Consider the following 23,389-nt stretch of genomic DNA (forward strand, 5'->3'; position numbering starts at 1 on the left):
CTTGGCCTCCTGACTCCCGCCTCCTGCAGGGTGGCGCGGCCGGCGGCTCAGACGCCGAGTGCCACCCCGGTTACGGCAATGTTACGTACGTCACTTGCCGTCGGAGTGTCGCGTAACGAGACACTCCGCAGCGTCCGGGCGGCTGCCGAGGAAGCGCACGGGCTCTTCCCGGGCCGCTCGCACCGTATGGAAGCGATCCGCATTGCGGTGATCGGGCGGCGGTACAGCGGTCGTCCGGCAGCAATCCCGAAAGCCCGAGACCGGTTGACGCATTTCGCTACAGACTGCCGTGGCGGCGGTCACATCCGTTTCAGAATGCGACAACTGGCAGTGCCAACAGCGTGGCAGGGTTCCAGGCATCGAAAACAGCGCGACATCGGAGCGACATCGGCTCGACATATCAGCCGGGTTCGCATTCCTTGTTCCACGAGAAGGGGACACCGCAATGATTCCGAGCTTCCAACTCCTGTTCCAGAACTCCGACCCGAACCAGAGCGACGCCGAGCTCTACCGCAAAGACCTCCACCTCGCCGACCTCGCGGAGCCGCTCGGCTTCTCGGCCATCTGGTGCGTGGAGCACCACTTCGACGCCGGGTACTCCATGTGTCCCGACAACATGCAGCTGCTGTCCTACCTCGCAGCCCGCACCACCTCGATCGAGCTCGTGCCGGCGGCCGTCATCCTGCCGTGGTGGACCCAGCCCGTCCGCGTCGCGGAGAAGGTCGCGATGCTCGACATCCTCGCGGGCGGCCGTGTCCGCCTCGGCCTGGGGCGGGGCCTGTCCCGCATGGAGTACGCCTCGCTCGGCATGGACATGAACGAGGCCCGCGAGCGGTTCGACGAGTCCGCCGAAATGGTGCTGCGCGCCCTCGACTCCGGCGTGATCTCAGGCGACGGCCCGTTGTTCCCGCAGCCCGAAGCCACGATCGCGCCCGCTCCGCCGCGCGGGTTCCGCGACCGCACGGTCTGCATCGCCATGTCGCCCGACTCGCTGGACGTGGCGGCCGAACTCGGCGCCGCCATGGCCACCTTCGTTCAGTTCCCGATCGAGAAGCACGCGCCGCTGATCGAGAACTACCGCGAGGCCTTCCGGCAGAAGCAGGGCCGTGAGGCGCCCGCGCCGACGCTGACCGAGTTCGTCTACTGCTCCGAGGACCCGGAGGAGGCCAAGCAGACCGCCACCGAGTACATCTCGCGCTACTTCACACAGGTCATGCGGCACTACGAGTTCGGCGGCACGCACTTCTCAGGGACCGCCGGCTATGAGTCCTACAGCGCGGTGGCCGAGATCATCCGCAACGCCGGCCAGGAGGCATCAGCCGCGGCATACGTGGACGCCCAGACCTGGGGCACACCCGAGCAGATCATCGAGAAGGTCAAGGCGCGCCGCGCCGTCATCGGCGACTACCACCTCAACTGCGCCTTCACCTACGCCGGCCTGCCGCACGACAAGGCCGAGGCGAGCATGCGCCTGTTCGCCGAGAAGGTCATCCCGGCCCTCAAGGAACTCTGATCCTCATGCCCAGTGTCGAGTCCGACGCCCTGCGTCTGCACTTCAACTCCTTCACCGAGCGGCTCGCCGCCAACCCGGACGCCGACCTCGCCACGATCCGTCGCATGCTCGACGAGCTGCAGGTGCGCAGCGCCGAGCCGACCCAGGTCACCTACGAGGAGGTGGTGGCCGGCGATCATCCGGCCATCCTCTGCACCCCGACCCAGCGCTCCGCGACCGGCGCCGTCCTCTACCTCCACGGTGGCGGCTTCATCGGCAGCTCGATGCACACGCACCGCAAGCTCGGCGGCCATCTGGCCCGCCTAACGGGAGCGCTCGTGCTGGTACTCGACTACCGGCTGGCGCCGGAGGCACAGTTCCCCGCCCCGCTCGATGACGCGGCTGCGGCGCTGAAGTGGCTGGAGGGCCAGGGGTACGCAAGGGAGAGAATCGCCCTTGCGGGCGACTCCGCCGGCGGAAACCTGGCCGTGTCCCTCGCACTCCGGCTCCGCGACGAAGGCGAACCCCGCGTTGCCGGCATCGTCGCCTTCTCCCCATGGCTCGACCTGGCGTGCGCCGGGGAGACGTTCGAGTCGAACGCCGCGAAGGACGCCTTCGTACAGCGCCCCGTCACCGAGAACATGGCGGCGCTGTACCTCGGCGACACCGCCGTCACCGACCCTGCGGCGAATCCGTTGCACGCCGATCTCACCGGGCTTCCGCCCCTCTTCGTCGCCTATGGCGACCAGGAGACGCTGCAGAGCGACAGCGAGCGGCTGGCCGATAAGGCGCGGGCCGCAGGCGTCGACGTCACCACCGAACTCGCGGAGGGAATGCAACACGTGTATGTCCTCATGGTCGGTCGGGCTCCCGAGGCGGACGCGGCTGTGGCCAACGCGGCCGCATGGCTGAGCTCCCTGTGGGGTGCGTCGTGAGCGCCGCGCTGCCGAACGAGCTCGCGCAACCAGTCGACACCAGCGACCTGCGCCGCGTCTTCGGGGCCTTCCCCAGCGGAGTGGTCTCGGTATGCGCGCTGGTCGAGGGAGAGCCAGTCGGCATGGTATTCAGCTCATTCACCTCCGTCTCCCTCGACCCGCCGCTGGTATCGGTCTGCGCCGCGCACAGCTCCGAGACCTGGCCCACCCTGCGCAGGGCCGCCCGGCTCGGGGTGAGTGTGCTCGGAATCTCACACGCCGACGCGGCGCGCAAGCTCTCCTCGCGGCAGGGCGACAGGTTCGCCGATCTTGAGATCGAGAGCAGCGAGGACGGGGCGCTGTTCCTCTCGGGCGCCCCTGCCTGGCTCGACTGCACGGTCGAAACCGAACTGCGGGGCGGAGACCACGATGTGGTTCTGCTCCGTGTGCAGCGGATGGCGACCTCGAGCGACACCGAGCCCCTGGTCTTCCACGGCTCGCGGTTTCACCGGCTCGACTCGCTGATCAGCCCGACCCGCGGCTGACCAGCGACCAGCGGGGACGCACATCCCCGCACATCCACTGACAACGGAGTCAGTGCCGCCGCGCGGCACGCGGAAGGAATGAACAAACATGTCGGAACTGACAACGGTCCTCTCGGGCCTGTCGTTCGCGGAATGCCCGCGGTGGCACGACGGACGTCTCTGGGTTTCGGACTTCTACACCAACCAGGTGCTCTCGGTGACCGCGGATGGCTCGGGCTTGCGCACCGAGCTCGAGGTGCCCCAGCAGCCGGGCGGCATCGGCTGGCTGCCCGACGGCCGTCTGCTGGTGGTCTCGGCGCAGGATCACCGCATACTGCGCCGGGAGTCGGACGGCGGCGTGGTGGTGCACGCCGACCTGGGCGAACACGTCCCCGGCAACCTCAACGACATGGTCGTCGACGACCACGGCCGGGCCTACGTCGGCAACTTCGGCTTCGACCTCGCCGGCGGAGCAAAGCCTGCCACCACCAGCCTGATCCGGGTCGATGCCAAAGGAGGCGTCGAACAGATCGCCGACGACCTGTGGTTCCCCAACGGCTCCGTCGTAACCGACGACGGCGTACTGCTGGTCAATGAGACCCTCGGCAACCGGGTCACCGCATTCGACATCGACGCCCACGGCGACCTGATAAACCGTCGCGTCTGGGCCGAGTTCGGCGCCGTGCCCTCGGGTGACGACATGGGCACGATGATCACCGGTGCGGACGTGGCCCCGGACGGCAGCTGCCTGGATGCTGAGGGCGCCCTGTGGATCGCGGACGCCCTGCACGGCAAGGCAATCCGGGTCCGCGAGGGCGGTGAGGTGATAGACGAAGTACAAGCCGACAGCGGTGTGTTCGCCTGCATGCTTGGCGGCGCGGACGGCCGGACCCTGTTCCTGTGCGCGGCACCCGACTTCGACCCGGCCGCACGCAGCGCCGCCCGGGAGTCGCAGGTGCTCGCAACGCGGGTCAGCGTGCCGCACGGCGGCCATCCGTAACAAGCACCTCGGCCTCGGGCGCCCCAGCCCATAAAGGCTAACGCCCAACCGGGGCCTCGCCGGTGAGCTCGTCTGAGGCCCCCATTTGGTTTGAGCGCCTCAGACGAGAGCCGCCTTGAAAGCCTCCGGGTCCGCGGAGGAGGACGCCCGTGCCATGGCGTGTCGTGCAGAGCTGCGGGCGCAGTTCTCCATGACCTTGGCCAAGTTGGCTGGCGCCAACGTTGCGATCCGGATGCTTCGAGTCCGCTGGCAGGTCACCCCGTCGTCAACTTTGGAGACGATCGGTCTCGCGGGCGCGGCTGGTGCGCAGCACCGGCGCGGGCGCGGCTGGTGCGCAGCACCGGGCCGCTCGACGGCTTCCTGGTCTGCGTCGCTACCGATCACTGACCGACCCATCGAACGTCGACCACCCTGCCGAGCGACAATCCGAGGAGCACTGATGTTCACCGCGATCGTGACCGACAATGACGAGTCCGGTTACCGCAGCGAGCTGCGCGAGTTGTCCGCGCACGACCTGCCCGCGGGCGACGTGACCGTCCGGGTCGCCTACAGCACCCTCAACTACAAGGACGGCCTGGCCATCACCGGCAAGGGACCCGTCGTGCGGCAGTTCCCGATGGTCCCCGGCATCGACCTCGCCGGGGTCGTCGAGTCGAGCGACCACCCGTCGTACTCCCCCGGTGACCGCGTCCTGCTCAACGGCTGGGGCGTCGGCGAGACCCACTGGGGCGGGCTCGCGCAGCTCGCCCGACTGCAGGGCGACTGGCTGGTGCCGTTGCCGGACGGCCTCAGCGAGCGGCAGGCGATGGCGATCGGCACGGCTGGCTACACAGCGATGCTCTGCCTCATGGCGCTGGAGCAGCACGGCCTGACGCCAGGCGACGGTGACGTGCTGGTGACGGGCGCCAACGGAGGGGTGGGCAGCTTCGCGATCTCGCTGCTGAGCCGCCACGGCTACTCGGTGATCGCGGGGACCGGCCGCCCGGAGGAGGGCGACTACCTGCGACAACTGGGGGCGACCAGCATCCTTGACCGCGCCGAGCTCTCCGAGCCGGGGCGTCCGCTTGCCAAGGAACGGTGGGTCGCGGCCATCGACTCTCTCGGCAGCCACACCCTCGCCAACGTCTGCGCCGGTACGAGGGCCGAGGGCGCCGTGGCGGCCTGCGGCATGGCGCAGGGCATGGACTTGCCGGCATCCGTGGCACCGTTCATCCTGCGCGGCGTGAGCCTGCTCGGCATCAACAGCGTCACCCAGCCCTACGACACGCGCGTCAAGGCCTGGCGCCGACTGAGCCGGGAGCTCAACCGCGCTCACCTCGAAGAGATCAGCCACGACATCGGACTCAGCCAGTCGATCGCGACCGCCGACGAACTGCTCGCCGGGCGGATCCGCGGCCGAGTGATCGTCGACGTGACCCACTGACCAGCAGCGGCGCTTGTCGTGGTCTCAGCAGGCCAGGGAAGCGACCGAGGCCGAGCTGATCACTTGGTGCACGTGTCGGCTAGCCAGCTACGAGTCACCCATATCTGTGGAGTTACGAACGGAGCCGTCTCACCCCACTACAGGCAAGCCGCAGAAGTTCAAGCTGCGTGCGCCGTACTGGGAGGTGCGGGAGCGGCAGGTCAACTCATTGCACCGTGGAGGAGGAGATCATGCAGAAAGCAGCGGATCCTCTGATCGTGGAGGGCGTCGTGGAGACAGGCGCCCAGCGGGGGCGGGAACTCGGCTTTCCAACTGCCAACCTGTCGCTGGCCGGCGATGCGGTCCGTGGTGACGGGGTCTGGGCAGGGCTCGTCCGACTGCTCGACGAACCCGACAGCTGGCCACGGGTCGCGGCTGTCTCGGTGGGTCGACGCCCTACCTTTTACGACAGACGTGGCCCACGCCTGCTCGAGGCGCACCTGCTCGACTTCCGAGGTGACCTCTACGGACGACCGATCAGGGTCGAGCTGTGCCAACGGCTCCGCCCCATGCGCGCCTTCGGCTCCGTCGAAGCCCTGGTACGCCAACTCGGGGACGACATCGCCGACGCAAGAGGCTGGGCCGCTGCCGCTGGCTTGGAGGCGCTCCAGCGGGATCGCGTCCATGTCGATCGGTGACGCGGTGGAAGGCGAGCATCACCCCCACCCTCCGCTTCGACCCGCGGCTGCCCCGCGGCATGAAGTCGTGGCGGTGGTCGTGACCTGGCGCGGCAAGATAGGGCTGTTCAAGCGCAGCGTCAACGTCTCTTCCGACGCTGGGCGCTGGCATTGCGTTACTGGCTTCTTGGATGACTCCGAAACATCACGTGAGGCGGCGCTCCGTGAGCTGGCCGAGGAAACGGGGCTCAAGATCGAGCACCTGGTCACACTAGACGAAGGGCCTGCGCTGGACCTGCCTGACAGCGAAGGAAGGACCTGGCGTGTGCACACCTTCCACGCCTCGACCGAGCAGCGCCGACTGACTCTCAACTGGGAACACGAGTGCTATCGCTGGGTGACCCCGTCACGGATGCGCCGTTTCGCCGGTCAGGTGACGTGGCTCCAACACGTTACCCAAGTGCTGCGGCTTTGAACTCGATTGCTCAATATGGAAAACCAGGCTGGTGATCCACATGGTCATCCACCCGTTGTGGTCCTTCACCCGTTCAGGAACTCCAACGTGACGCCAGCAACCAACTTCGGGGGGTAGCTCGCTTGCGGGAAAACTGATCTCGGTGCCGGGCGGCGGATAATTCTTGGGCTTTGATCCGAGATGAGCGCAGGATCTCGTCGTGGATTCTTTGAACGACACCAGTTGGGTGAGGAAAAGGGCAGATCTCGTGTCCTACGTCAGAAGGCTCAGCCAGGAAGCTGAGACCGCCTCCGGCGGTTGGGAGAACCAATCGCTGGACCACTACCTTGAAGCACTCAGCGCTTGGACCAATGACATGGACGGCTACTTCCGCAACTGAGGAGAACCGATCCCGGACCGCCCGGACTGGAGCTTGATCGCCAGCATGCTGAGGGCGGCCTGCTTCTACGAATGAAGACACAGTCTTCGATCTCCATATCGAGTGCCGTCGTCTGCGGGAAGTGCTGAACTGCACATTCATCGACGGGGGCTGTCGTCGAGCGGTCGTCCTTCTACCGTGGCGGTGGAGGAGGCGGTGGCGATGGTGTCGCTGGTCGAGGAGTTGCGGGCACGGGAGGCTGCGGCGCGGGCACGGGTGGAAGCCCTTGAGTCGCAGCTCGCGGAGTTGACGGGGCGGTTGGAGGCCGAGCGCGAGGTGTGGTCGCGGTTGCGGGTCACGTGCGAGACGGTGGCCCAGGTGACGGCGGAGATCTCCGCCCGGAACACCTTCGACACCACGGAGGCGGCGGAGTCGGTGAACGTCGCGCCCGTGCGGAAAGTGGGGGCGATCATGGTGCCGCACTGGCGAGAGGGACTGCCGGTGGACGTGCTGCCGGACGTGTACCGGGACATCGTCGAGGTGGTGGCGGACGCGTCGGGCCCCATGCAGGCCAAACAGATCGTGCCGAGATCGGCCTGCCGGCAGCCTCGGCGAAGGTCGAGGGGACACGGGGAAAGCTGAAACGGCTGGTGGAGCGGGGCTGGCTGACCGAGGACCAGCCCGGTCGGTTCTCCCTGGCTCACCGGCCGGCCGGGGAAAACACCGAACTCCCGGAACGATGAAGGCCCTTCTTCCTACCGTCGGAGGTACCACCCAAACCGAACAGCAGGAAGAAGAGCCACGATGGAACGCTACGACGCCATCGCTGCCTTCGCCGAGTTCGCTGCCGCTGTCAGGGCCTTCGACCGTCTCAAGAGTGACCTGGCCGGTCCACGGACGGCAGGGCTGGCCCATCACGAGCTGGAAGCATTGATCGAGGCACAGGGCCGCGAGATGCTGCGGTTGCTGTTCCAAGGCCATCTCGACCTGCGCGCCCGCCTCGAGCGCGAACGCATGGACCGTCCGCCGACCGCCGCGGACGGGCTGGTGCGGCCGTATCGGGAGACAGGTCACCACCGCGCACTGGCCTGTGTGTTCGGCACGGTCACCGTCGAGCGATGCGCCTGGCGGCAGAAGGGACTGTCCGCCGTCCGTCCCGCCGACGCGGAGCTGTCGCTGCCCGCCGGTCGGCACTCCTACGGCCTGCACCGACTCGTGGTCCGCGAGGCCATCCGCAGCTCCTACGACCAGGCGAAGGTGGCGATCGAGGACCGCTGCGGAAAGGTACTGGGCAAGCGGCAGGCCGAACGCCTGGCAGCCGAAGCCGCCCGGGACATCGACGCCTTTTACCGCCAACAGGTTCCGTTGCCGGCGACCGCCGACACCCTGCTCGTCCTGCAGGTCGACGGCAAGGGCATCGTCATGAGGCCCGAGACCCTGCTGCCCGCCACCCTCAAAGCTCACCTCACCGCCCGGCGGACGATACACACCCGGCTCGCCCCCGGCGAGAAACCGCACCGCAAACGGATGGCCACCCTGGCCTGCGTCTTCGACGCCGATCCGGCACCCCGCCGGCCGCACGACGTCATCGCCCCGCCCGACGGCCGCAGCCGCCAGCGCTCGCCCCGATCGGGGCCGGTTGCGGTGGCGAAATGGCTGACCGGATCGGTCGCCCATCCGCCCGAGCACACCATTGCCGCCGCCTTCGATCAGGCCGAAGCCCGCGATCCCGGCCACCACCGCACCTGGGTCGTCCTCGTCGACGGCGCCCGCCACCAGCTCAACCTCATCCACGCCGAAACCGCCCGGCGCAGGGTGAGCGTGCATGTCCTACTCGACATCGTGCACGTCAGCGAGTACCTATGGACCGCGGCGCACACCTTCCACCGGCCCGGCACTGTCGAGGCCGAGACCTGGGTCGCCAGCCACCTCACCACCATCCTGCACGGCCAGCCCGCCCGCGCCGCCACCGAAATCACCGCCCAGGCCGAACAGGGCCGCCTGCGCGGCGCCAAGCGAGAGGCTGTCGATGCCTGCACCGGTTACCTCACCGGGCACCTCGACCAACTCCGCTACGACACCGCCCTGGCCGCCGGCTGGCCGATCGCCACCGGCGCCATCGAAGGGGCATGCCGCCACCTGATCGGCGACCGCCTCGACATTACCGGCGCCCGCTGGGGCCTGTCCGGCGCCGAAGCCATCCTCAAACTCCGGGCCCTGCACGACAACGACGACCTCGACCAGTACTGGAAATTCCACCTCGCGCAGGAGCACGAACGCCTCTACCCCAACTCCTACCAGCACAACTACCGGCTCACGGCATGACCCACGAACTTCCCAGAGCTGGAGCTACACCCAACTCAATTCGGCGTGAAACGGGCCGTGTTCTGGCGTTGGGATCATACGCGGCCTCGGACGCGGTGGTGGTACGCCCGTCGGGCGGGACAGGACGGCCACCGGCGCTCAGCCGGCAGCTCGTGCAGCGCATGGCGAACGGCACCGTCCGGTACGGCCTGGTGGGAAGCCGCGCGAGCCGCGTCCACCCGGCGCACGGAACAAGACGACGACGGCCGAGGTGATGAGCCGGCAGGGCCCTGTACCGCTGGAGGAAAAGCGTTCACGTTGACGTCACGCTTCCGCGACGACTTCTTCCGCTGCCTGCCCCGCCGTCATGTCACCCTGTTCACGCCGGTGGACGCGACTCTTCGAGAACGGGCCGGTGATGGCCTCGGTGGTCCTCACCGCTGCCAGGGCAACACTCAGCAAATCGTTAGGCCGGGCCATGAAGAGGAGCAATGGAGCCCGATGGTGTTGCGCCGGCGATACCGGACGGGGCCGAGGCCTCAAGGTTCGACCACTCCCATGTAGTGGTACGCCTGCTCCAGGTCCGGCCTGAGTTCGACCAAGGCGAGCGGTTTCTTCTTCGGGTTTCCCAAGTCGTCGAAATCGACCTTTCCGGTGAGTCCATGCACCGCATCGACCCCGTTGATCTGCATCAGCATCTGCCGCACGCTGCCGGCCGTCACCTTGTCCTCGCCGCGTGCCCCGGCCGCGCTACGGATGGCCCGGCCCAGAACGTATACGCTGTCGTGGCCCAGCAGAGGCAGTCCCGACAGCAGCTCCTCCTCAGCACCGAATTCCGCGAGGTATGCGTCCTGAAAGGCCGGGAAAGGGTTTACCCGGCTCTTGGCGAAGATGTCGGCGGGCTGCTCCGGGTGCCCTAGCGCAGTGTAAAGCACCTTCATACGGCTGCTTTTCCAGTGCTGTCGAAACGGCTCGCTCTCCTCTTGCTGCTCACCTGAGGGCATGTCGTAGTAGCCCCCCACCGCGTCGTCCCCCGTGAGTACGGTGATCGGGCAGGTGCGGCCGTTGGCCGCCGACGCCTCGATGAACACCTTGAGTTCCCGGCCCCGACCGGCGAAGTAAACGACGTCGTTGCGACCGGAGGAATCGCACACCTTGTCTGCAATGGACGCCAGGGCGTTGTCCACCGCATCGGCCCCGGAGACGTACGGCAATTCCTCGGGCGCGCTGTTCAAACCGGCCGCCGAGGCGGACTGGGAGAATCCGGTACGCAATGAGGTGCTGTAGATGTCAGCCTCGTTGCGGTCCTTCACGATGCGCACTCGGAGTTCCGGGTGTTTTCGCTGTTGCTTCCTGAGGTATCCCACCGCGGCCGACGCCTGGTCCTTGTTCGGCGGAACCACCCGGAAGAAGCCCGGCCGCTCGGCCGAGCTGAGATCGTCGGCTGTCACCGTCGTGCCCATGACGGGAACCTCCGCTCTGCGCAACGCATCGACCGCAGACCTGATCGTGGCGAGGCTCTGGCCCAGGCCGGCGACCGCGACAACCGGGTGGCTGGTGACCTCGGTCAGCGAAACGATCTGCTCGACCAAAGGCCGCCACTGCTCGGAGCCCTGACCGCTGTTGGCCAGCAGCAGTTTGATCTGCGGGGTGGTCCCCAGGCCGCCGTGCTGGTGCGAGTTCAGTTCTCGCTGGGCCAAGTAGGCGCCCTCCAGTTCCTGGCGTATGCTCTCGCGGCCCGCGTCGGTCGGCCCGAGAGTCATGGGCTGGAGATACGCGATTCCGACCCATGGCTTGCCCGATTCCTCGACCTTTCTGTTCTCCTCAAGAATCTTGCTGCTGACCTCCTCCAGAGACTCGTTGTAGACGTAGGCGCCGTCGGTCACCCCGATGCACTCGGCAGCCGGCCCCCGCTCGCGCACGCCATCAGCACACTGCACCGCGAACCGGTCGTACGTCTCGACCCCGGCGAACGCCAGACCGCCGACAGCCGTCAGCGCCACTACGGACCACAGCAGTTTGCGGCGGCGCGGCGGAGACGGCGTGAAGAGGTCGTCCCCCGGTACGGGACGTGGCCGCCCAGGCAGCCCACCCTGGTCGTCTACCACCATGGCCTCCTCTTGTACTGTTCAGACTTACGCAGGTACACATGCCGGTCACGCTCGTCCTCCACCAGATTCCGCAGAGTGAGGAAGTCGGCACCGATGTCCGGATACAGCTCGGCGTAAGGATCACCGAGCGGGTTCCGGTACGGGTCGCCGACCCGGTCCGTCAGCGGGTCATCCCGTGGCTCGGGAGCAATCCAGCTCGCCGCCAGCAGCCGGATGATCGTCTTCATCCGTTCGTCTCGGTGCCGACCGTCGTCCAACACAGCGTGTACCAACTGTTCGAAGTGTTCGCGTGGCGTGTCGTTCAGGGCGCCGCCCGGCGAGCGGACTGGCGCGCGGCGGAGTCGGCACAGTTCAGTGCACCACTCTTGGGCTCCGACCTCGTCGAATCGGCGGTCGAGGAAGGCCGCAGCCGAACTCAGATCGCCCGCCGCGAGCTGGTGGTATGCGATCGCCCACTCCTCATCGGCCGCTTCGTTGTCCATGAAGCGCCGACGGGCGCGGTGGAGAAGTGCCTCCTCCACGTCGTCCCAAGTGGAAGAGTGGGCGCCGTCGGCCGCCACAAGTTCACGCAGCAGTAGGAACCTCAGGACGGGATGGAGAGTTTCCGGCCGGGCGTATCTGCTGCCACCTGTCTCCGAGCTGGAACGAGAGCTGTCCGTCCCGGTGAAATGCATGGTGCGGAGCGGATCTCCCGAGAACTCCGCAAGCGAAGCACGCAGCGCGGGCCCTGTCCGCTCCCATAATTCTTGCGTGGCGCCCGCCTGTCCCAGGTTGACGGCTGCCGCTGCCCATGTCAGTGCTCGCCGCAGTGGCCATCCCACGTCACGTGGCAGCAGTGTGTCGAGAATGTCGCCTGCCAATGTGCGCGGTGGGGCGAAGACCTGCCGCAGCCGCTCGTCCCATGGTGTATTCCGCTCAAAATCGCGCAGCGCCTTGAACACACGGTCGCTGGCAGCAGGGTGGCCCGCCGTGAGTTCGTGGACGAGCCAGCCGAGCCACTGCACCGCGTCATCCGCACGCGGCATGGCCGATTCAGGGCCGATATCCGCCAGGATTGTGTCAGCCATTCGCGTGACCTCATGGCGGTGCAGGTCGCGCAACAGCCCGACATGCAGGCCCTCGACGTGCACAGGCCGGAACTGCCGTGGCCCTGACCAGCACTCCAGGTAGCGCGAGACCGGTGGAGCGCCGGGCTCCCTGCGGGTCAGCAGCTCCGGGCGGCTGCCGGCCGTCGCCAGCACCAACAACGGGTCGGCCGACCCGGACTTCTCCCGCGCCTTGAGAAGGGAGTCGAGGAAGCTGTCTCCCAACGGACTGTCGACATTGTCGAGCAGCACGAGACAGTGCGTCGTGCGCAGCCGGTCGGCGCGTGGTCCGGCGTAGGCATCGCAGAGGTCGGCCACGAATGCGTCGAAGAATACGGACTCCGCTCGCTGCCGGGCGTACGCCTCCTCGTCGTTGTACAGCTGGCTCAGGCCAACGAGGAAGTCCTCCGTCGATGACAAGCCGACTGCGCGCCGGGCCCAGGCAAGCTGCCTGTGGGTGCGCAACCGGATCCGTAGCCGCTGCCACTCCGGCAGCAGCCGCACGGCGGCCAGGGTCCAGCCTGGTGGCGCACCGAGAGCCGTGGCCCCCGCCTCCAGCAACTGTTTCAGTTCGTCACGGAGCGGCTGCGGGGAGCCATCGGGCCTTTCCGCTCCGACCAGCGCCTGGCGCATCTCCCGTACCGCTCGGTCCCTGCTGTCGGGATCCACGGTGGTCGTCACAGCAATCAGGAGGGCGCCGAAGGCGGGGAAGGAGAGTTTCGGGCAGTGCGGTTTCCGCACGTTGAGCTGGAAGACGAGATTGGTGAGCACATCGAGCGGCTTGCCGCTACGCCGACTGAGCGTCTCCAGGTCCAGGTGGGCCACCGGTGCCTGCCTGGCCCATTGGGTCAGGTACTCCAGCAGGGTGGTCTTGCCGCTGCCACGCGGCCCGAGCAGCAACGTCGCGGGCAAGGTCTGCTGCGGTCCGCGAGCGCGCTCCAGGCGAGAGCGCAGGAAGTCCCTGATCGCTGCGTCACGGTCCGAAGTATTCGATAAATCTACGGCCACACCGATCCCCCGTAGCCGTGGTGAAATACGCTGTCATTCGACTACCACGTAAGCGCGTCGTTCTCCGTTCCGCAAGCGAGTTCTATGGGCGTTCCATGAACGGTCGAATTCGTGACCGGGCCCGGGCGGCGTGCCTCATGGGCATCAACGTCCTTGTCCCCCTGCAACGCCATCGCCAGCACTGTGTTCGGCAAGTGGGAGAACAGCCTTGACGCCGCACAGGCCTGCTCGGTTCTGCAATCCTGCATCGCCGTAAGGTAATTGACGCCGTCGACGCCCCCTCCCCCCCCCGGCCAGTCGGTCAGTCGGTCAGCCGGTCAGGGGTGGGCCGGGGGCGGGCTCGGGATCCAGCGCACCGGTAGGTGGGTGATGCCGTTGATGAAGTTGGAGTTCAGGCGGACCGGCGGACCGTTGAGTTGCAATTCCGGCAGGCGGGTGAGGAGCTGGGTGAAGAAAATCCGCAGTTGCATGCGGGCGAAGTGCGCGCCGAGGCACACGTGGGGGCCCTGGCCGAAGGCCAGGTGGTCGTTGGGTGTGCGGGTGATGTCGAACCGGTACGGGTCGGGGAAGGCACGCTCGTCGAAGTGCGCGGAGGCGTGGTAGACCACGACCTTGTCCCCCCGCGCGATGCGCTGCCCGGCGAGTTCGGTGTCCCGGGCGGCGGTGCGGCGGAAGCTGAGCACCGGCGGGTGCCAGCGGAGCATCTCCTCGACGGCCGACGGTACGAGGCCGGGGTCGGCGCGCAGCCGCCGGTAGGCGTCGGGATGGTCCAGGAGGGCCAGGACGCCGCCGGGCAGGGCGCTGCGCACGGTGTCGTTGCCGGCGATGACGACGAGGAAGAAGAACATCGCCAGTTCTTCCTCGGTCAGCGGGCGGCCGTCCTCGACGGTGGCAGTGGCCAGTGCGGTCATCAGGTCGTCTGCGGGGTGGCTGCGCTTGTGCCGGGCGAGTTCGTGCGCGTAGTCGAACATGTCGCGCAGCATCGCGGGTGAGCGCGGGTTGACCGGTCGTCCGTAGGCATCGCGCACGACGTCGGCGTGCTCGGGGTCCTGGTAGCCGATGACCCGGTTGGTCCACTTCAGCAGCAGGCCTCGGTCGGAGGCGGGGACGCCGAGCAGCTCGGCGAGGTTGGCGAGCGGGAAGTCGTCGGTGACCTCGACGGGCAGGTCACAGCTCCCGCGTTCGGCGACCTCGTCCAGCAGGGTGGCGGCGCGTGTGGTGATCTGCTCGGTGAACTGTTCCAGCCGCCGCCGGGTGAAGAGGGCGGCGGCCAGGTGACGGATCCGGTTGTGCTCGGGCGGGTCCATGTTGAGGATCATCCGCCGGATGAAGTCGAGGTCGTCGGGCGCTGGATCGCGGATCTGGGTGGCACCGAGCCAGGACGAGTACACGGCGGGGTTGCGGAGCACGTCGCGGACGTCCTGGTAGCGGGTGACGGCCCAGTATCCGGGTCCGGCCGGCCAGTCGTCCACCGAGTGCTCGTCCTGCCGGCAGACGGGCGCCTCGTCGCGGAGGCGGCGGAAGCTGCCGTGCGGGATGCCGCGCGCGAACACGCGCGGGTCGAACACATCGGGTATCGCCGCGGTGGGCTCGCTCATAGGCGCTCGCTCACAGGCCTCGCTTCTTCCGTGCTCGCTTCTTCCGCGGTCGGCGAATCCGCCCTCGCCTCGCCCGCGCTCGCCTCATCCGCGATCGGCTCGTACGCGGTCGCCTCGTCCGCGCTCGCCTCATCCGTGCCGTGCGAGGAAGCGCTCGACGCTGGTGGCGAGGGCCACCGGGGACTCGTCCATCGCGTAGTGCCCGGCGTCGGGGAAGATCTCGATCTCGATGTTCGGGTACCAGGCTCCGAAGGTCGCCCGCATGGTCTCGGCGCCCAGTGCGGGGTCGTGCCGTCCGGCGATCACCTGGATCGGTACGTCGCTGCCCTTGATCTCGGTGTGGAAGTCGGTGCGCGCCCAGGCGGGCAGGTACGCGGCGAACGCGTCGCGGTCCGAGTGCTCCAGCGAGTGCCGCACCATGGCGTCCAGCCAGGTGCCGGTGAGCCGGTTCCCGGTGGTGAAGTCGACGATCGCGCGGCGGTTGTCGGGGCTGTCGGCGGCGCCGGCGAACAACTGCCAGCTCTGCTCGTCGAACGGCACACCGCTCGCGGGCACCGGCGACACGCCGACGAGCGCCTTCACCCGGTCCGGCGCGTCGGCGTACACCCGCTGCATGACCGAGCCGCCCATCGAGTGCCCGAGCAACGAGAACCGGTCGACGCCGAGGTCGTCGGCCGCGGCCAGCACGTCGCCCGCCGCCTCGGCGAGCGAGTACCGGCCCGTCTCGCCGCGACGGTCGCCGTAGCCGCGGTAGTCCAGGAACACGTAGGAGAAGGCCTGCCGGTCCAGGTGCGGCAGCAGGGCCTGCCACGACCGCGACGAACCGAACCAGCCGTGCAGAACCAACACGGTGTGCGCTCCGGTGCCGACACGCTGCAAGCCCATGGTCCGCCCTCCACCCTCCACCGCCGAGTCGTGACTGCGGCAATGCTAGGCCGAAGGCCGTGGCCTGGGAACACGGCACACCGTCGCGCCGTACACGACGCGTCGGGCGTCCTTCCGGTGCGACAAACTCGGTTTGCCGGGGCAGCACGTTCGGCCAAGCTGGGACCATGCCTCGCAGAATCATGTTCGTACAGCTCAAGACGGGCTATGACACTGACCGCGGCCCGTCGTGGATATGACACCGACCGCGGCCCGTCGTGGATCGGGTGGGTGAACTTCTCCAAGACCTGGAAGACGGCCTGCTTCCAGGGGCGGACGCTTCGGCGTGCCACGGGCCTCGGCTCGCTCGACGCGGATTTCTACGACGCCGAGACCCATGAGGACTTCTGGCTCTCCGGACCGGAACGAGACCGGAGCGACACACGGTACGGGCCCGAGGCACCGACCGTGGAGGATGACGCAGCGGACGCCTACCGAGCGTTTCTCCACGGAGCGCCGCTCCCCGATTCCGTTCCCGACTCTGTTCGGTGATCTCCGGCTCTGTTCGGTGATCTCCTGGCTCCGCTCGGTGATCGCCCGGCCCTGTTCGGTGATTGCCCGGCTCCGCTCGGTGATCGGGGGCGCGCCCTCAGCCGTCAGCGCAGCGCTCCGAGCGCTGAGTCCCGGAACGGGACCAGGTTCCGCAGGGCGGGTGACGGCTCGATCCCCAGTTCCCGCTGGAGGGTGCGGCTGCACCGTACGTACTGCCGGGCCGCCTCCCAGTCGTTGCCCGCCGCCAGGTGCGCCCGGATGACCGCCCGGTGCGAGCTCTCCCGGAGCGGTTCGGCGTGCACCGCGGCCAGTCCGGCGTCCACCGCGACGCCGTACCGGCCGGCGGCCACCAGCCGCTCGCACATGGCCTCCAGGGCGTGCAGCCGCAGTTGGTGGAAGTGCTCGCGCTCGACGAGTACCCACTCGTCGTACCAATCGGGCAGCAGGTCCAGCGACAGATCGGCGAGGGTCGCCGCGGTGAGGCAGTCCTCGCAGGGGTCCGTCTCGTCCAGCAGTCGGTACGCCCGGCGGCTCGCGGCCCGGACGTCGACGGCCACGCCGTCGGCCAGCGCCAGTTGCTGGGCCGATGTCTCGATCAGCGGACCGCAGACCCGGTGGACCCGCCACAGGCAGGAGCGGAGGTTCGCCCCTGCCCGGTCCGGGCGCCCGCAGGGCCACAGAGCGTCGGCGACGTAGGCCCGGGACAGTGGCCGTTCCTGGAGGGCCAGCAGGGCGATGAGGCGCTGTGCGCCGCGGACCACGCTGGTGCTGCCGGTGCTGGTCCTCAGCCGGAAGCCGCTCAGGAGGCCGAGGGAGAGCCCGGCCGGAGAACCCGTCTCCATCCGCGCCTCCCCGCATGCTCCGGGAGTTCACCGGTGACCGGTCGGTGTGGACCGCGGGCGTCAGTATAGGGGCGCCGCAGTCACCCGTCCGTCCCGTGGCCGGCCTCATCCGCCCTTCCGGTGCACGCCGTCGCCGCACTTCACTCCTGTCCCGCCGCGCGCCCTTCGGCGGCGTCGGCGGTCGTCTCGGCGGTCGTCCCGGCGGTCGTCCCGGCGGTGGTCGGGAACCGTTCGCTCCGGCCGCGGCCTGGGTGACTTCGACTCGTGGCTCCGTCGGTGCTGACCGGTGGTGGTGATCGCTCAGCCTGGAGCCGTCGGTGCAGACCGGCGTGGTGATTGCTCAGCCTGGAGCCGGCGGCGCGGTCCCCGCATCCAGTGACCCCGCGTTCATGGACCCGGCGTTCATGGACCCGGCGTTCATGGACCCCGCGTTCATGGCCCCGGCATCCATGGTCCCGGCGTCCATGGACATGCCCTCCGAGGTGCGCCCGGTCTCCTGCGGCTCCTCCTCTCCGGGACGGGCCACCTCTCCGGCGTTCGCGAGGCGGACGAGTTCGGCGAGCCAGCCCGGGGCCTCGCCGCCGTCCATGACGGCCCCCGTCGGACGCGTCGTTTCCGTTCCCGGCGTGGCGAAGGAGCCGGTCGTCATGGCCTGCTCGGCCCCCGCCACGGCAGCGGGTCCTGCGTCGACAGCGCCCGTGACGGCGGTCTCCTGCCCAATGGAGAGCTGCCGCTCCGCCATGGAGACCATGGAGAGGTCCCGCTCCGTCCCGGCCGCCGGGGCCGCGCCCGCGTCCTCCACGACCATGATGTGCACCTTCATGTCCGCTCCCTCGTTCAATGGAGAACCGCTGATGGACAACCGCTGATGGAGAACCGCTGATGGAGAACCGTCAATTGAGAACCGCGTACCGGCCTTCGAAGTTCATCTGATTGCTGCCGACGTTCTTCACCGTCAGCCAGTACGTGACCGCGGCGGCCGAGGCCCGCTCGACCTCGGTCTCCCACTCGATCTGCGGCCTGCCCGTCTGCGGTGTCGTCGGCATGCAGTACCAGATGACGTGCCAGCCCTGCGGCCAGCCGAAGGTGAACCAGCGCCCGGTCTGCCCGGGGTCGAGTGTTCCGGTGAACTGTGTGCCTACTCGCATCGCCGTTTTCCTCTCACCATCCGAGAACCGCGAACCGGGCCTCGAAGTCGACCGGGTCGGCCACGAGGTTGGTCACGTCGATCCAGTACGTCGCGTAGGTGTCGCTGGCCCGCTCGACCCTGACCTTCCAGCGGATCTGCGGGGCTCCGATGCGCGGGCTGGTCGGGACGACCGTCCACACCACATGCCAGTGGGCAGGCCAGTTGAAGGTGAACCAGCGGCCGGTACGGTTCCCCGCGAGGGTGCCCCGGAACTGGACGCCGACCCAGCTACTCGTCTGGAGGGCCGCCGGGATGAGCTGCCGCAGGTCGGGCCGCCTGCCGATGCGCTGGGTCGCCGGGCGGCCGGGCGCGTCCTGCTGCGGTGAGCCGGTGGAGCGCAGCAGCTGCCGGGCCCGTGCGGGTGACAGCGGGATGCGCCCGCTCGCGCGCAGGACGCCCTGGGTGCTCGCCAGCGCGCCCACGACGATCGGCGAGGCGCTGGACGTACCGCTGAACTGGTCCGTGTACCAGAAGTCCGGATTGGCGCCTGCCTGGAGGTCGCCGTAGCCGGTGGTGGTCACCTCGCGCCCCCAGCCCTGCGCGTCCACGCAGGCGCCGTAGTTGGAGAAGTCCAGCCGGGACCGGTCCGGGCCGTGCTGGCGGCCGTGGGTGCCGGGCGGCGGCGCGCCGGCACCGACGATCACGGCGCCGGAGTCCAGCGCGGTGCGCCGGAAGGGGTTGCGCCACCAGGCCGGGAAGCCCGCCCTCGGCGTGTCGTAGTCGGAGTGGTCCAGGTCCTCCGCCCCGTTGCCCGCGGCCTCGACGACGGTGATTCCCCTGTTGACGGCGTAGCGGATGGCCAGATAGTCGTCCGGCCACCACTCGACGGCGATGAAGCCCGCCTGGCCGACGCCGGTCGCGTGCGGCCCCGCACGGTGGATCTCCAGCAGGATGATGTCGCCGGGGCCGAGGCGGTCGGCGGCGTTCCGGATGGCCGTGGCCGTGGGGATGGAGAAGGCGGACGCGCTGGTGACCGCGTCCGGCGCGATCCCGGTGACCCCGATGGCGTTGACGTCGCCACCGATTTCGCCGAGCACCGCGGTGCCGTGATCGGTGTCCGTGCTCCCGGTACCGGAGATGATGCCGCCCTGGTTCAGTCGCAGGTCCTCATGGGTGAAGCGCCAGCCCCACTCGCAGTCGATCACCCGGACGCCGGCACCGCGCCCGCCCGGCCGGGTCCACGCGTAGCGGGCGTCGACGCCGCCCGGAGCCGCGTCGAGATAGCCCTGCCGGGCGGTGAAGTCCGGGGTGACGGGCGGTGCGTCACCGCCCGTCGGCTGCATGTCGTTGAGCGGTGCGAGCTCGGCCTCGGCCTCCTCGCTCTCCTTCTTCGGGACGATCTCGGGGACGGCGAGGGCGACGGGGGGCTTGACGTACGCACCCTCCACGGCGTCCGATGCGCGGAGTTGTTCGGCCAGCGCGTCCAGCTGGTCGACCGGCGCTTCGACGTGGAAGAAGAGCCCCATCCGGTCGAGGATCTCCAGCGTGGCGTCGTCGGCCGCGGTACGCGTCGCGGCAGGCCCGGCCTGGGCGCGCAGCCTTTCCCGGTCCGCGCCGAACAACGGCCTGATGGTGACGTCCTCCTGGGCCGCCACGGCGTCGAGACCGCTCACGGAGATGTCCGCCGCGGCGGTCGCACCGGTCGGGGTGATACGTACGCCGGCGTCGGCGCGCGTGACGCACACCAGCTCAGGGCGTCCGAAGAGTGGTCCGTGATCCGGCGCCGGGCCGTTGTTCCCCCGGCGGTTCTCCGCACCTGATCGCTGTGGCACAGCTGACTCCTTCACCACGTTACGGAAGGTCCGCCGGTGGTTTCACATAGGCGGCCTCGACTGCCGGGTGACCGCGCAGGGCCGCGGCGACGGCCTCGGCGTCCACGCCGGCGGGGACGGCGACCCGTTGCCATCCGATGAGGGCCGGGTCACCGACGCCGGGGTGCAACGGCTCCGCCGTGACGCCGAACCGCCGCTCCAGAAGGTTCCGCACGTCCACGACATCCGCGGTGCCCGCCGTCGCGGAATGCGGCGGCGTACGGAGTTGGATGATGACTTCGGCCTCGGCCACAGGTCTGCCCCCCGAACACCTCCGGTGCCGCGGCCGAGTCCGAGCGGCCCGCTCGCGGTCACCGGGCCCGGCCGACCCCTGATGCCTTGATGAGGGCCTGTCACCGGGCCCGGCCGACCTTAATCAGGTCCTGTCACCGGACCGTCGCCGCGGCGTCACCGCGTCCGGGGCGGAACCGGGCCGGGGTACGCCACCGCAGGGGTCACACAGTGACCGGCTCGGCCGGTGTTGCCTGCCGTGTCAGGCGGCCGGACCGCTGCAGCCCGTAAAGGGCAGCTGAGCAGGCAAGACCAAGGGCGAACAGCACGAGCCACGGCAGTGCGGACAGGCCGGCCGCCCGGGCGGCGTCCAGCGCGGCGCCGGTGAGCAGGTTGCCCAGGGTGATGCCGATGCCGCAGATGGTGTTGTAGAACCCGTAGTGAGTTGCGACCAGGCGGTCGCCCGAGAGGCGGACGATGGTGTCCATCTCGAAGGGGTACGCGATCATCGTTCCCAGGGCCAGCATCAGTGCGGCGAGGGTCGGCGGAAGTGCGGCCAGGAGCCACAGCCCGGGGCCGCCGGCCGGCACGGGCAGCGCTGCTGCCGCGAGCAACGGCACGAACGCGGTGCCCATCGTCAGCAGACCCAACGCCAGTGCGCGCCCGGGTGCCAGCCGTTCCTTGCACCACGCGGTCACCCGGGTCTGCCCGAGGATGGTGGTCAGGCCGGACACGGCGAAGAGCACGGCGACGGCGGCCGTGCCGAACGCACCGTCACCTCCCACCCTGCGGACCTCCAACGGGAGGGCCAGGTAGACCTGGAAGGAGAGCACGTACGACCCGATCATGGCGAGGGAGAACAGCAGGAACCCCCGGTTGGCCACTACCGTGCGCCACTGCGACAGGACGCGCTCCCGCTCCCGCTCCCGCTCCCGCCCGGGAGCCTGCTCCACGTCGTCCGCCCGGCGCGCCGGCAGCGCGCGGATCTGCACCGCGCTCAGCACGGCGAAGACGGCGGCCGAGACCAGGCAGGTGACCCGGAAGTCGACGCCGGTCAGCAGCATGCCCACCATCGGGCCGAGCAGGATGCCGGCCTGGTAGAAGACGTTGAAGAGCGCGAACGCCTCGACCCTGCGTTCCCCCGCGTCGGCGGCCAGGTAGGCGCGTACGGCGGGGTTGAACAGCGCGCCCGCGAACCCGGTGGCCGCGGAGGCCCCGAGCAGTGCGGGCACCGAGTCGACCAGTCCGAGGGTGGCGAACCCGACGGTCCGCAGCACGCACCCGGCGACGATGAGTGGCTTGTACCCCAGGCGGTCGGCGAGTGTGCCGCCGATGAGGAACATGCCCTGCTGGCTGAAGTTCCGTACGCCCAGGATGAAGCCGACCAGCCAGCCGGCGAGCCCGAGGGTGCCGGAGAGATGGGCGGCCAGGTACGGCATCAGCATGTAGAAGCCGAGGTTGATGGTGAACTGGTTCACCATCAGCAGTTGGACGCTGCGGTCGTAGGAGCGGACCTGCCTGATCATGCTCTTCATCGCGCGCGGCCTCCCTCGATGCTCTCGGTCCGCACCGTTGGGGCGAGGGGGTCAGCGATCTCCGTGCAACGCGTCCAGCGGGTGACTTCCTTCTCGTCCGGGCGGCCGATCAGCTCCGGTTCCGGGCCGGGGCGTACGCCCAACAGGCCGTGCTCGGCGCAGTATTCGTCGTTGTAGACGGTCTCCAGGTAGCGCTGCGGGCCGTCGGGGAAGATCGCCGCGATGCGGGTGTCCCGGGGCAGGGTACGGGCCAGCCAGCCCGCCACCAGCGCGACCGCGCCGACGCTCCAGCCACCCGTCGCGTAGTGCGAGGACGCCAGCTGCCGGCAGGCCCACACGGACTCTGCGGGGGCGATCCAGTGCACCTCGCTGAAGTGCTCGTACGCGACGTTGCGCGGGTAGATGCTGGACCCGAGGCCCCGCATCAGCCGGGTACGCGCGGGCTGGCCGAAGATGGTCGAGCCGACGGTGTCCACGCCGACGAGACGCATCCCCGGGTAGAGCTGGCGCAGGACGCGGGAGACCCCTGCGGAGTGTCCGCCGGTGCCGACGCTGCAGACCAGTACGTCGATGTGGCCGAGCTGCGCGGCGAGCTCCAGGGCGAGCGGTGTGTAGGCGGCGACGTTGTCCGGGTTGCCGTACTGGTCCGGACACCAGGCGCCCGGCTGCCGGGCCAGGAGCTCGGTGACCCGGTCGCGACGCGCCTGCTGCCAGCCACCGGTGGGGTGCGGCGCGGGCACCATGTCGACGGTGGCGCCGTACGCGGTCAGCAGCCGCGTCATGGACGGTTCGAGGCCCGGGTCGGTGACGAGGGTGACGGGGTGGCCGTGCACCATGCCGGCCAGGGCGAGGCCGAGTCCCAGGGTGCCGCTGGTCGACTCGACGATCGGGGCGCCGGGGAGCAGGTCGCCGCGGGCTCGGGCGCGTTCCACCATGTGCAGCCCGGGCCGGTCCTTGATACCGCCGGGATTGAAGCCCTCCAGCTTGGCCCAGAAGCCGCGGTCGGGCGAGGTGAAGGGCTGGGACACCCGGAGTACGGGCGTTCCGCCGACCAGTCCGCGAAGGGACGAGTCGGCAGGGGTGAAGCCGGTGAGGTCAGTCGTCGTCGCCGGGGTGGGCTGCACGGCGGGCACATTGCTCTTGGGCAGGGCATGCCTCTTGGTCGGAGAGTGCATCGTTTCGCTCTCGTTCAGTGCTGGCGTTCGGTCGGGGCGCTCATCTCGCGTGCCGTGCGGTCGGGCGTGGCACGCGGCAGGCCGGCTCGGGGGGGGGACCGGCCGCGGCGGCGGCGCCTATATGCGCCACCGGCAGACGGCGGCCAGCACGGTCCGTCCCTCCCTCGGAATCCGGCTCCTCGCGTCAGCGGGAGCAAGCCGCCGCCGTGGCCAGGCGCCCAAGGTCGTCAGCACGGCCACCG

Annotated in this window: 22 protein-coding genes; 11 read left to right on the forward strand and 11 right to left on the reverse strand. The window is 69.1% G+C overall.

Annotated elements, in window-relative coordinates; translation table 11 throughout:
• Positions 1–445: 445 nt before the first annotated feature.
• The 10 genes from AAC944_RS01000 to AAC944_RS01045 all read left to right on the forward strand — a co-directional run bounded on the left by AAC944_RS01000 (position 446) and on the right by AAC944_RS01045 (position 9,167).
• Positions 446–1,513 carry an LLM class flavin-dependent oxidoreductase gene (locus AAC944_RS01000; RefSeq protein WP_030607997.1) on the forward strand — a complete coding sequence of 356 codons (1,068 nt, stop codon included), beginning with the start codon at positions 446–448 and terminating at the stop codon, positions 1,511–1,513.
• 5 nt (positions 1,514–1,518) lie between these two features.
• Positions 1,519–2,427, forward strand: a complete 909-nt coding sequence (locus AAC944_RS01005) for an alpha/beta hydrolase (RefSeq protein WP_030607995.1) — start codon at positions 1,519–1,521, stop codon at positions 2,425–2,427.
• Positions 2,424–2,951 carry a flavin reductase family protein gene (locus tag AAC944_RS01010; RefSeq protein WP_368396748.1) on the forward strand — a complete coding sequence of 176 codons (528 nt, stop codon included), beginning with the start codon at positions 2,424–2,426 and terminating at the stop codon, positions 2,949–2,951. Before AAC944_RS01005 ends, AAC944_RS01010 begins: the two co-directional genes overlap by 4 nt.
• Positions 2,952–3,039: 88 nt before the next feature.
• Positions 3,040–3,930, forward strand: coding sequence for an SMP-30/gluconolactonase/LRE family protein (locus AAC944_RS01015; RefSeq protein WP_030607990.1), 891 nt, complete (start codon positions 3,040–3,042; stop codon positions 3,928–3,930).
• A gap of 439 nt (positions 3,931–4,369) precedes the next feature.
• Entirely contained in the window at positions 4,370–5,353 is a 984-nt protein-coding gene (gene acuI / locus AAC944_RS01020) for an acrylyl-CoA reductase (NADPH) (protein WP_030607987.1), read from the forward strand.
• A gap of 215 nt (positions 5,354–5,568) precedes the next feature.
• Positions 5,569–6,030: a riboflavin kinase gene (locus AAC944_RS01025; RefSeq protein WP_196942726.1), complete on the forward strand. Its 462-nt coding sequence runs from the start codon at positions 5,569–5,571 to the stop codon at positions 6,028–6,030.
• Positions 6,017–6,484 carry an NUDIX domain-containing protein gene (locus tag AAC944_RS01030; protein WP_078888264.1) on the forward strand — a complete coding sequence of 156 codons (468 nt, stop codon included), beginning with the start codon at positions 6,017–6,019 and terminating at the stop codon, positions 6,482–6,484. The genes AAC944_RS01025 and AAC944_RS01030 overlap by 14 nt, the downstream gene beginning before the upstream one ends.
• 199 nt (positions 6,485–6,683) lie before the next feature.
• Positions 6,684–6,863, forward strand: a complete 180-nt coding sequence (locus tag AAC944_RS01035) for a DUF7660 family protein (RefSeq protein WP_030607978.1) — start codon at positions 6,684–6,686, stop codon at positions 6,861–6,863.
• 177 nt (positions 6,864–7,040) lie between these two features.
• Positions 7,041–7,484, forward strand: coding sequence for a hypothetical protein (locus AAC944_RS01040; RefSeq protein ID WP_368396749.1), 444 nt, complete (start codon positions 7,041–7,043; stop codon positions 7,482–7,484).
• A 162-nt stretch (positions 7,485–7,646) separates the two neighbouring features.
• The gene (locus tag AAC944_RS01045) at positions 7,647–9,167 is read left to right on the forward strand and encodes an ISKra4 family transposase (protein WP_030607975.1); all 1,521 of its coding nucleotides are present in this window, start codon (positions 7,647–7,649) and stop codon (positions 9,165–9,167) included.
• Between the two features lie 518 nt (positions 9,168–9,685).
• Here AAC944_RS01045 and AAC944_RS01050 read toward each other — a convergent pair.
• The 4 genes from AAC944_RS01050 to AAC944_RS01065 form a co-directional block, all read right to left on the reverse strand.
• Positions 9,686–11,257 (reverse strand): type 1 periplasmic-binding domain-containing protein, encoded by a 1,572-nt coding sequence (locus AAC944_RS01050; RefSeq protein ID WP_051871338.1) that lies wholly within the window; start codon positions 11,255–11,257, stop codon positions 9,686–9,688.
• Positions 11,248–13,254 carry an ATP-binding protein gene (locus tag AAC944_RS01055; protein WP_196942725.1) on the reverse strand — a complete coding sequence of 669 codons (2,007 nt, stop codon included), beginning with the start codon at positions 13,252–13,254 and terminating at the stop codon, positions 11,248–11,250. The genes AAC944_RS01050 and AAC944_RS01055 overlap by 10 nt, the downstream gene beginning before the upstream one ends.
• A gap of 413 nt (positions 13,255–13,667) precedes the next feature.
• On the reverse strand, positions 13,668–14,948 hold the full coding sequence (locus AAC944_RS01060) for a cytochrome P450 (RefSeq protein WP_030607968.1): 1,281 nt from the start codon (positions 14,946–14,948) through the stop codon (positions 13,668–13,670).
• 129 nt (positions 14,949–15,077) lie between these two features.
• Positions 15,078–15,833, reverse strand: coding sequence for an alpha/beta fold hydrolase (locus AAC944_RS01065; RefSeq protein WP_030607965.1), 756 nt, complete (start codon positions 15,831–15,833; stop codon positions 15,078–15,080).
• A gap of 270 nt (positions 15,834–16,103) precedes the next feature.
• Between AAC944_RS01065 and AAC944_RS01070 the strand changes: the two genes are divergently transcribed.
• Complete coding sequence (locus AAC944_RS01070; protein WP_368396750.1) at positions 16,104–16,364, forward strand: hypothetical protein; 261 nt, start codon at positions 16,104–16,106, stop codon at positions 16,362–16,364.
• 104 nt (positions 16,365–16,468) lie between these two features.
• On the opposite strand, the gene AAC944_RS01075 is transcribed toward AAC944_RS01070, so the two are convergent.
• From AAC944_RS01075 to AAC944_RS01105, 7 genes are all read right to left on the reverse strand, one after another.
• Positions 16,469–17,206 (reverse strand): AfsR/SARP family transcriptional regulator, encoded by a 738-nt coding sequence (locus AAC944_RS01075; RefSeq protein WP_037771074.1) that lies wholly within the window; start codon positions 17,204–17,206, stop codon positions 16,469–16,471.
• Between the two features lie 340 nt (positions 17,207–17,546).
• Positions 17,547–18,029, reverse strand: coding sequence for a hypothetical protein (locus AAC944_RS01080; RefSeq protein WP_030607959.1), 483 nt, complete (start codon positions 18,027–18,029; stop codon positions 17,547–17,549).
• Between the two features lie 70 nt (positions 18,030–18,099).
• Positions 18,100–18,354, reverse strand: a complete 255-nt coding sequence (locus tag AAC944_RS01085; protein WP_030607956.1) for a hypothetical protein — start codon at positions 18,352–18,354, stop codon at positions 18,100–18,102.
• 13 nt (positions 18,355–18,367) lie between these two features.
• A complete protein-coding gene (locus tag AAC944_RS01090; RefSeq protein WP_078888263.1) occupies positions 18,368–20,167 on the reverse strand; it encodes a S8 family peptidase in 1,800 nt (599 codons plus the stop codon).
• Between the two features lie 19 nt (positions 20,168–20,186).
• Positions 20,187–20,459 carry a hypothetical protein gene (locus AAC944_RS01095; protein ID WP_030607949.1) on the reverse strand — a complete coding sequence of 91 codons (273 nt, stop codon included), beginning with the start codon at positions 20,457–20,459 and terminating at the stop codon, positions 20,187–20,189.
• Between the two features lie 202 nt (positions 20,460–20,661).
• Positions 20,662–21,972 carry an MFS transporter gene (locus AAC944_RS01100; RefSeq protein WP_030607946.1) on the reverse strand — a complete coding sequence of 437 codons (1,311 nt, stop codon included), beginning with the start codon at positions 21,970–21,972 and terminating at the stop codon, positions 20,662–20,664.
• Entirely contained in the window at positions 21,969–23,147 is a 1,179-nt protein-coding gene (locus tag AAC944_RS01105) for a PLP-dependent cysteine synthase family protein (RefSeq protein ID WP_078888262.1), read from the reverse strand. The genes AAC944_RS01100 and AAC944_RS01105 overlap by 4 nt, the downstream gene beginning before the upstream one ends.
• Between the last annotated feature and the right edge of the window lie 242 nt (positions 23,148–23,389).

The sequence above is a fragment of the Streptomyces sclerotialus genome, from assembly GCF_040907265.1.
GTDB classification, from domain to species: Bacteria; Actinomycetota; Actinomycetes; order Streptomycetales; family Streptomycetaceae; genus Streptomyces; species Streptomyces sclerotialus.

Bases quoted from the DNA above. Each gene is read 5' to 3' on its own strand.
- AAC944_RS01000 (WP_030607997.1), top strand. From the start codon at position 446: ATGATTCCGAGCTTCCAACTCCTGTTCCAGAACTCCGACCCGAACCAG.
- AAC944_RS01005 (WP_030607995.1), top strand. From the start codon at position 1,519: ATGCCCAGTGTCGAGTCCGACGCCCTGCGTCTGCACTTCAACTCCTTC.
- AAC944_RS01015 (WP_030607990.1), top strand. From the start codon at position 3,040: ATGTCGGAACTGACAACGGTCCTCTCGGGCCTGTCGTTCGCGGAATGC.
- acuI (WP_030607987.1), top strand. From the start codon at position 4,370: ATGTTCACCGCGATCGTGACCGACAATGACGAGTCCGGTTACCGCAGC.
- AAC944_RS01030 (WP_078888264.1), top strand. From the start codon at position 6,017: ATGTCGATCGGTGACGCGGTGGAAGGCGAGCATCACCCCCACCCTCCG.
- AAC944_RS01045 (WP_030607975.1), top strand. From the start codon at position 7,647: ATGGAACGCTACGACGCCATCGCTGCCTTCGCCGAGTTCGCTGCCGCT.
- AAC944_RS01050 (WP_051871338.1), bottom strand. From the start codon at position 11,257: ATGGTGGTAGACGACCAGGGTGGGCTGCCTGGGCGGCCACGTCCCGTA.
- AAC944_RS01060 (WP_030607968.1), bottom strand. From the start codon at position 14,948: ATGAGCGAGCCCACCGCGGCGATACCCGATGTGTTCGACCCGCGCGTG.
- AAC944_RS01065 (WP_030607965.1), bottom strand. From the start codon at position 15,833: ATGGGCTTGCAGCGTGTCGGCACCGGAGCGCACACCGTGTTGGTTCTG.
- AAC944_RS01075 (WP_037771074.1), bottom strand. From the start codon at position 17,206: ATGGAGACGGGTTCTCCGGCCGGGCTCTCCCTCGGCCTCCTGAGCGGC.
- AAC944_RS01080 (WP_030607959.1), bottom strand. From the start codon at position 18,029: ATGAAGGTGCACATCATGGTCGTGGAGGACGCGGGCGCGGCCCCGGCG.
- AAC944_RS01085 (WP_030607956.1), bottom strand. From the start codon at position 18,354: ATGCGAGTAGGCACACAGTTCACCGGAACACTCGACCCCGGGCAGACC.
- AAC944_RS01100 (WP_030607946.1), bottom strand. From the start codon at position 21,972: ATGAAGAGCATGATCAGGCAGGTCCGCTCCTACGACCGCAGCGTCCAA.
- AAC944_RS01105 (WP_078888262.1), bottom strand. From the start codon at position 23,147: ATGCACTCTCCGACCAAGAGGCATGCCCTGCCCAAGAGCAATGTGCCC.